Here is a 6,792-nt window from a genome sequence, read left to right as displayed (position 1 = left end):
GAACCCACCGAGAGTAGCCCACGCAAAGCGGGGGAGCTAGTAGGAATCCCCGTCCTTTAGGGCGGGGAGGATGTCAAAATTCACATATTGATAATATCTTTCTAAGCATTTTTCTTTAGTTTCCTAGGATTAGGATTTTCTTTTAAAATATAACTCTAAATTATCGAGAATAGTATAAACAGCACCCAATCCAGCGATTTGTTGCTGATAATATGTTTTCAAATCCTCATCTGTTCGTAACCTAATAATATTGTCAGCAACATAAACCTGATTGGCAACAATTCTAGTTGTTAATTGTATTTCAAAATCAGAAACAGGAAGATGACCAATAATTTTCCATTTCCCATTAATTAACTCGCTGTTACCACAGTAAATAACATTTTCCATAAAATGTATATTGCTTATTTCATTTGGCTCAGAAGAAAACGTTTCAACAGAAGGAAGAAATCCAATTACATTTTTAAAATGTTCTGATATATAAATAAGTTTACCAACTCTCCCTCCACCATCTAATGTAAGAATTTGTTTTCCTAGTTTATTTTCCCCAATAAAAAAAACATCTCCAGCTTTAAATAATTTTTTTTCCACTCTATCCTCCATTTAATGTTTTAAGAACATCACTAAAAATTTGATTTCCCCAGTTACTACCTCCACCAGCAGTGTCATAAGTTGCTGCATTTTTATTAAATGGAGAGTAGGATCTAATTTTATTTAATAAATTTGTTGATGGATTTGTTGATTTTGCTCCACCAAAATGATCCATTAATCTTTGCTCTAAATATTTTGCTTCAGCTTTAGTTAAGTTATTCTCAGCTAAAATTTGTTGTGTATATTTTCCTTTATCAGGAGATGCTTGGTGGGCTGCACCTCTAGCTGGCGCATCTCCCCTACCAACATATTTAACCTCTCCAGTTATAGGATCCTTTAAAACATACAACCCCTGTCCCGTATCTTTGTTGTAATCAACACCCGTTCCCCCTTTTTCTCTCGATGATGGCAAACCTAAACATTCTGCTAACCCCAACGGATCTATAAACGCCGTCGGTATAGCCACATACCCATACGGATTAAATCCGCCCAGCAACCCTATCGGGTCATGGCTGAGATATTGTCCTGTTTCCGGTGAATAATAACGGAAGCGGTTGTAATGCAACTCGCTTTCCTCGTCATAATACTGCCCCACAAAACGATGATTGCACTTGAGTGCGTTGGTGTCATTCGCGGCATAGTGCCGATGACCGTCAATCTCCGCCTCGCCCCATAGGTTCAGCTTCTGGCGGTAGTCAATATAACCGTCTTCGGTCAGCAATTCGGTGATGGTGCCTACTTGGTCGGCAACCGTATAGTGCAACTGCCCTTTTTCATATCGAGCCGTCGGCGTGAAGTCATTTTCCTGATATAGCCAGTAAATGGCGTCCGCCCAGTTGGCTTGCAGGAGTTCTTGCCGACCTTCGGCTTGTAATGCCGGATTACCGTCCGTAGCTGTGATTTGCAACGGCGCTTCAGCAACCAGTTGGTCTTGTTTATACAGATAGCGATAGCCTTGTATTGGTCTAGCTGAGTTTATTACGCTTGTTGTTTCATCTGAAAGTGCGGTCGTTTTTTTAAGTGTTTTTTCGGTTTCATTCTCTGTAGCTTCGTTTTGTGCCTGTTCGTTTTTCTCTTGATTTTCCCACAACTCACTTATCTTATGCCAGTAATCCTGATTCGGCCGTATCGGCATATCAATCAGTTGATTCTTGTACGGGTTGTTCGGGTCGGTTGTGGCGGCTTGGTCAGTTTGAACTTGGTACTTCGTTATCCGTCTACCAAAAGCGTCATACTCATAACGCCAAGTGCCTTTATGCGGACTGTGTAGTTCGACTAACTGGCTCTGACTGTTCCACTTGTAATAAGTAGTGACAGGCCGAAACCCTTTCTTGGTTTCCGTTTTAGTCTGCAGTCTGCCTAACTCGTCGTATTTATAGGTTTTGTTGCCGTATCTTGTGATGCGTCCGTGACGGTGTTTGATACCGTAAGTGGCGTCATTGGCAGCCTGTAGCTGATACTGTCCGTTTTCGTTTGTCTCGCGTTGGACTTTTTGCGTGAGGTTGAGTTGGCTGTCGTAGCGGTAATGTTCGCTGCTGCGGATGCCGTTTAATACATCAGTCACCTGACCGTTTTTATTCACCCGGTATTCCGTGGCGCCCCAGTGGTTATCTTGGGTATGCGTCAGGTTAAACGCCTTGTCATATTGCCATTTACGGCTGATTTGCGTGCCCGCTATCGGATAGGTGTGATTCGGTTGGTAGTTATCGAGTTGTTCTTCAGTCAGGTTATTATGCCAACCGCCGCCTTGCGCTTGCAAAAGACCTGATGGTGAGAAGTGTTCCGCCAGAATAAACCCGTTTTGATTCTGTTTGCGTGTCTGTCTACCAAGTTTGTCGTAGCTAAGGTTAAGCGGGTTATGGTCATCGACCTGGAATTGCGTCAGTTCACCGTATTGGTTAAATCCTTGCAAGATTCTGACCTCACTTTCTCCGCCATTCGGGAGTGAGAAGCCCGTTTGTCTGCCGTATTTATCTAATTCAACCTCAACCCGTTCACCATCTTGGATTTCGGCAATTAAACGATGTTGCTCGTTGTATTCAAACTCGGTGATATGTTCGGCGTAGTACGGCAGATATTGCGTATTAATCGTTTTAGTCAGCTGACCGGTTTTCTTCGTGTAGGAATAGCTCACCTGATGAACAAGCGTAAAGTCTTCAGGATTTAAGTTTGTTGTTTTATCTGATAAAAGTGCGGTCGTTTTTTGTGATGTTTTTTTGTCTTCCTCAGTTGAGTTTTCCGTTGTATCCGCTTGTGTACCGGCTTTTGGTTTTTTCACCTGCCAGGTCTGACGGCTAAGCAGTTTATCCTCTTCATCATAGGAATACGTTTCAATACTGCCGTCCGCCTGCACGGTTCGGGTCAGTCTACCCGCCGGGTCATAAGCATATTCTCTTACTCTACCGGTAAAATCCGTTTCCTTGATTAACTGACCCGCCTTGTCGTACGCGTAACGGTAACTGTCCCCCTGACTGTTTCTGACTTCCGTCAACCGTGTCAGTTTGTCATAGTGGAAAGTTAAGGTTTCGCCGTTCGGTAAGGTTTGGCTGTCAAGTAAATCAAACGCACCGTAGGTATACTTCGTTTTATTACCATTACCGTCAACCGCTTCCGTTAAAAGCCGTTCGCTGTTGTAACGAAAGTGTTGGGTAGAGCCTTCCGGTGTGCTGAGCTTAGTCAGACTGCCGTCCGGGTTAGCATGCGCTTGACTGTATTCATAACGGTATTGACTGTTATCCGGCAATGTAATCAGGGTAACCCGTCCGAAAATATCCCGCGTAAAACGCGTCATCTCCCCTTTCACATTCCACTGCGCTGTCAACAACCGGCTTTGCTCATCATAATCAAATCGCAGGTAATTCCCGTCCGCCCCAATAAGACGTAACAGCCGACCCGACTTATCGTAGCGGTAAGTCTGCGTTAACCCTGCCGGGTTCGTCTCTTTTAATAATTCCCCCCTCTCGCCGTATTCATATACCCAACGCTCACCATGCGGATTGAGCATGGCTGTTAGCTGCCCCCGCGCATTGTAGTCATAATGATAGACCTCGCCGTTCCACAGCGTGACTCGCGTCACCTCGCCGAAGTCATTGTAGTTATAGCTGACCTTACGACCCAGCGCATCTGTTTCCGATACCTTATCACTTAAATTCCACCGGGTTTCCGTTATCCGTCCCAATGGGTCTTCTATCCGCGTCACCAGATTACGTTCGTTATACCAATACTTAGTAACACCGCCTTCAGCATCATGATAGGTCGAACAGCGATTCGCTTCATCATAACGAAATTCATCGGCGTAATGCCCATCCCGCGTCTGCGTTGAAACCACCCGCCCCAATTCATCATAGCGAATCTCGGCATCGGTCTTAAGCGTATCCCGCCACGAAAGCATATATCCTGCTTCGTTATACTCATGAAACAACTCGCCAAACTGATGACTGCGACAAGTCGACAAATAACCGTCGGCACGATATTCACAGGTCAGCAAGGTCTGACGATAACTTTCATTCACATAGTCAATCTGTAAAATTCGCCAGGCGTCACTTTTGATATCCAGCCGGTAGCCGTCAGTATGCTCCACTCGATTCAAGCCCTGCTCGGTATAACCGAATAACACATGATTACCAAAATAATCAACTATCGCCGTCAAAAAACGCGTCGCCGCCGGTTGGTGCGCCAAACGCTCAAAAACCCACGCCAGTTGCGTACGCCGGTCAAATAAATATAACGCCCCATCCCGCTTTCCGTGTAACACACAATGCGCATTGTGCATATTGACGGCATATACTTCATTTTCCGGTGTCGCGTAATGATATTCCACACCTTCATTATCCACATAAGTGATGCCTTGCTCATCCACCGTCAAATGTTGCGACCAGTCATCCGCCCATTTCTGGCCGAAATGCCCGCTAAATTCTGCTCTCGAGCGGTACAGTCTCGTCAAATTCAACGGCAAAGTACTGCTCGGCAACGCCAATAATGACCATTGCTGAATAAAATCACCGGTCACAATATCTACCGGTTCGCCCGGTTTCTGGCATTTTTGCGAGCAGTTACCCTTACTTTCTGCCGACTTATTCGGGCTACTCTTATTATTCTTTGAACCTGAACCGGCAGATGGCTTTTCTCTCGGAGGTGTTTTACCTGAGTTCGGTTTTGTTGGTGCCTCTCCTCCGCCCTTTCCACCCTTGGTCGACGGTACTTTCTCTGCCCCCGGTGATTTCCCTTTCTTACCGCTTTTCGGGAACGGGATAAAATTAGACGCAAATGCCACCGCTCTTAACGCCGCCGGCACGCTCGGCACTATCTCATAAACCTGTGTCGTCGCATCCGGCGACACCTTCACACTCTTAAAATCGGTATCAACATTGCCGTCACAGTTTGACTGATGCCCCGCTCGAGCAATTTGTTTACCATTCGCAAATACCGTTGATACACCCTCCGCAATTAACGGCCCACCAGGCTCCCACGGGTGGTCGTCACAACGCACTTTGTCCCCAACACGCGAAACAGGGATATTGCCCATAAAGACATTCGGCGACCCCTCTATCACCTCCCCTTTCTTCTCACCGTACTGTGACAATGCATTCCCAGCAGCTGCGACGGTAGAACTCACAAAGGTAAATACCATTGCGCCTAAAAAGAGCGAAGCCCCTCCGGTAAACGGAGCGAGTGCCATCGCGCCTGCTGCGGCAAGCGCCCCTAATAAAACACCGCCAATCATCCCCCAAGGTCCTAACGATTTTTTCGCATGCATCAACGGGTCACCTACCCGCACCGGATTCTCGCCCTGCCCGTCAATTTTTGTTAGCCCTAATCCCTCTGCAATCTTCTCACCGGCCCAATTTCCGACCGCACTCCCTGCCTGACCAACCACATATCCTGCCGCAAACATCCCTGCAGATACCGGCCCCCCCGCAATAGCCATCGCTGCCGAACTATACATAATAGCCTCACCAACCGCAGGAGATTCCGCTACATTCATTACCCGCTGCAGATCTTTCTCGGCTTGTGATAAATGACCGGAAGGTATACCTTCCATTTTATCCTGCACCGGCGGATTATCCTGATTCACCCCTACCCGTGCGGCTACCGAACCAAAATAGGCACCGTCATATAAAGACATTATTCCTCCTGCACTCGGCTATTCATTTAATTGGCGCTAAACAATGAGCTTAACATCATGACTAATTTGATTGAAAACTTGAGAGTATCGTGAATAAATGCGACCTTTGCCCTTCCGTCATTTCTCCTTCGCAAGTTGCCGTCAGCATCAATACCACATTCGGATAATTGATCAGTAGTGTCATCTGATGAATCCCCCCCTTCGGCGAACGCCACTTAAACTCCGTTAACACGCAATCAAAATTACTGACTTTTACATTTTCACGTGAAAGTTCTTGATAATCTGTTAACTGCTTACCAATCGAAGCAATTTCCCGCTCTGTAAACTCAATAAATGTCATTCCCCAAGGAATAAAATCCCGCGATATAGAAATACTTTGTCCGGAATCATTTGCCAATAACATAATGCTTTTATCTTGCCATTGTTCCATATCCACATTAAGTTTGCCTTCGTTAAATAAATACATCATATTTTCCTTATCTGTTTAGATGGATTTCGGCACCGACGACAAATACCCCACCTGCATTAAGCTGCACTGTCGATGAACCGTGCTTTAATTCTATGCCGTCCGGCGTCATGGTAATTGAACTCCCACCGACCGTGAGTGTGATACTCTCCGTACCTGTGCTCGTAATAATTTTGGCAGTGGTAGAAGAGGTGCCTGCCGGCACCTCTTCTGTTAAATTACCGGCACTGATAACCTTTTTATCATCCCCTGCACTGACAGTAACATTACGATTTCCTTGCGCTACCGTTAATGACTGATCGCCTTTGACCTTAACATCACGATTGCCGTTTACCGTTTCATTTCTATTACCTGCACTTACCGTTTTGCTGTCATCCCCCGTAGACACCGTAACCGAACGCCCCTTACCGACTGTTGTTGATTCAGAACCGGTTACTCCGATAGTACGGTTCTGTCCGATGGTCGTCGAATCGTTCCCCGTCACATCCAACGATCTATTATTCCCAATCGACGCCGACTGGTCATTCAACACCTTAGTGTTCATGTCCTTCTGCGCCTGAAAATCTAATCGCTGATTTCCCGTCGCATCTTCCATTATCATTCCGTTATAGCC

The 6,792-nt window shown here is 46.0% G+C and carries 4 protein-coding genes and 1 pseudogene; all 5 read right to left on the bottom strand.

Annotated elements, in window-relative coordinates:
• Positions 1 to 129 precede the first annotated feature (129 nt).
• Positions 130 to 588, bottom strand: coding sequence for a hypothetical protein (locus DK430_RS12945; protein ID WP_162616856.1), 459 nt, complete (start codon positions 586 to 588; stop codon positions 130 to 132).
• Position 589: 1 nt separating this feature from the next.
• Positions 590 to 4,927 carry an RHS repeat-associated core domain-containing protein gene (locus DK430_RS12940; RefSeq protein ID WP_239496827.1) on the bottom strand — a complete coding sequence of 1,446 codons (4,338 nt, stop codon included), beginning with the start codon at positions 4,925 to 4,927 and terminating at the stop codon, positions 590 to 592.
• Positions 4,928 to 4,963: 36 nt separating this feature from the next.
• Positions 4,964 to 5,218 (bottom strand): annotated as a pseudogene (locus DK430_RS13485) (PAAR domain-containing protein); the annotation flags it as partial.
• 556 nt (positions 5,219 to 5,774) lie between these two features.
• Complete coding sequence (locus DK430_RS12935; protein WP_109079461.1) at positions 5,775 to 6,182, bottom strand: DcrB-related protein; 408 nt, start codon at positions 6,180 to 6,182, stop codon at positions 5,775 to 5,777.
• Positions 6,183 to 6,189: 7 nt separating this feature from the next.
• The coding region (locus DK430_RS12930; protein WP_429696977.1) for a bacteriophage T4 gp5 trimerization domain-containing protein at positions 6,190 to 6,792 on the bottom strand (603 nt) is incomplete at its 5' end.

The sequence above is a fragment of the Aggregatibacter kilianii genome (assembly GCF_003129965.1).
Taxonomy (GTDB): domain Bacteria; phylum Pseudomonadota; class Gammaproteobacteria; order Enterobacterales; family Pasteurellaceae; genus Aggregatibacter; species Aggregatibacter kilianii_A.
Note: the sequence above shows the minus strand (reverse complement) of the source record. Positions and strands in the feature narration are given on the sequence as shown.

What these genes read in the sequence shown, in the direction of transcription:
- DK430_RS12935 (WP_109079461.1), bottom strand. Translation starts at nt 6,182, where the DNA reads ATGATGTATTTATTTAACGAAGGCAAACTTAATGTGGATATGGAACAA.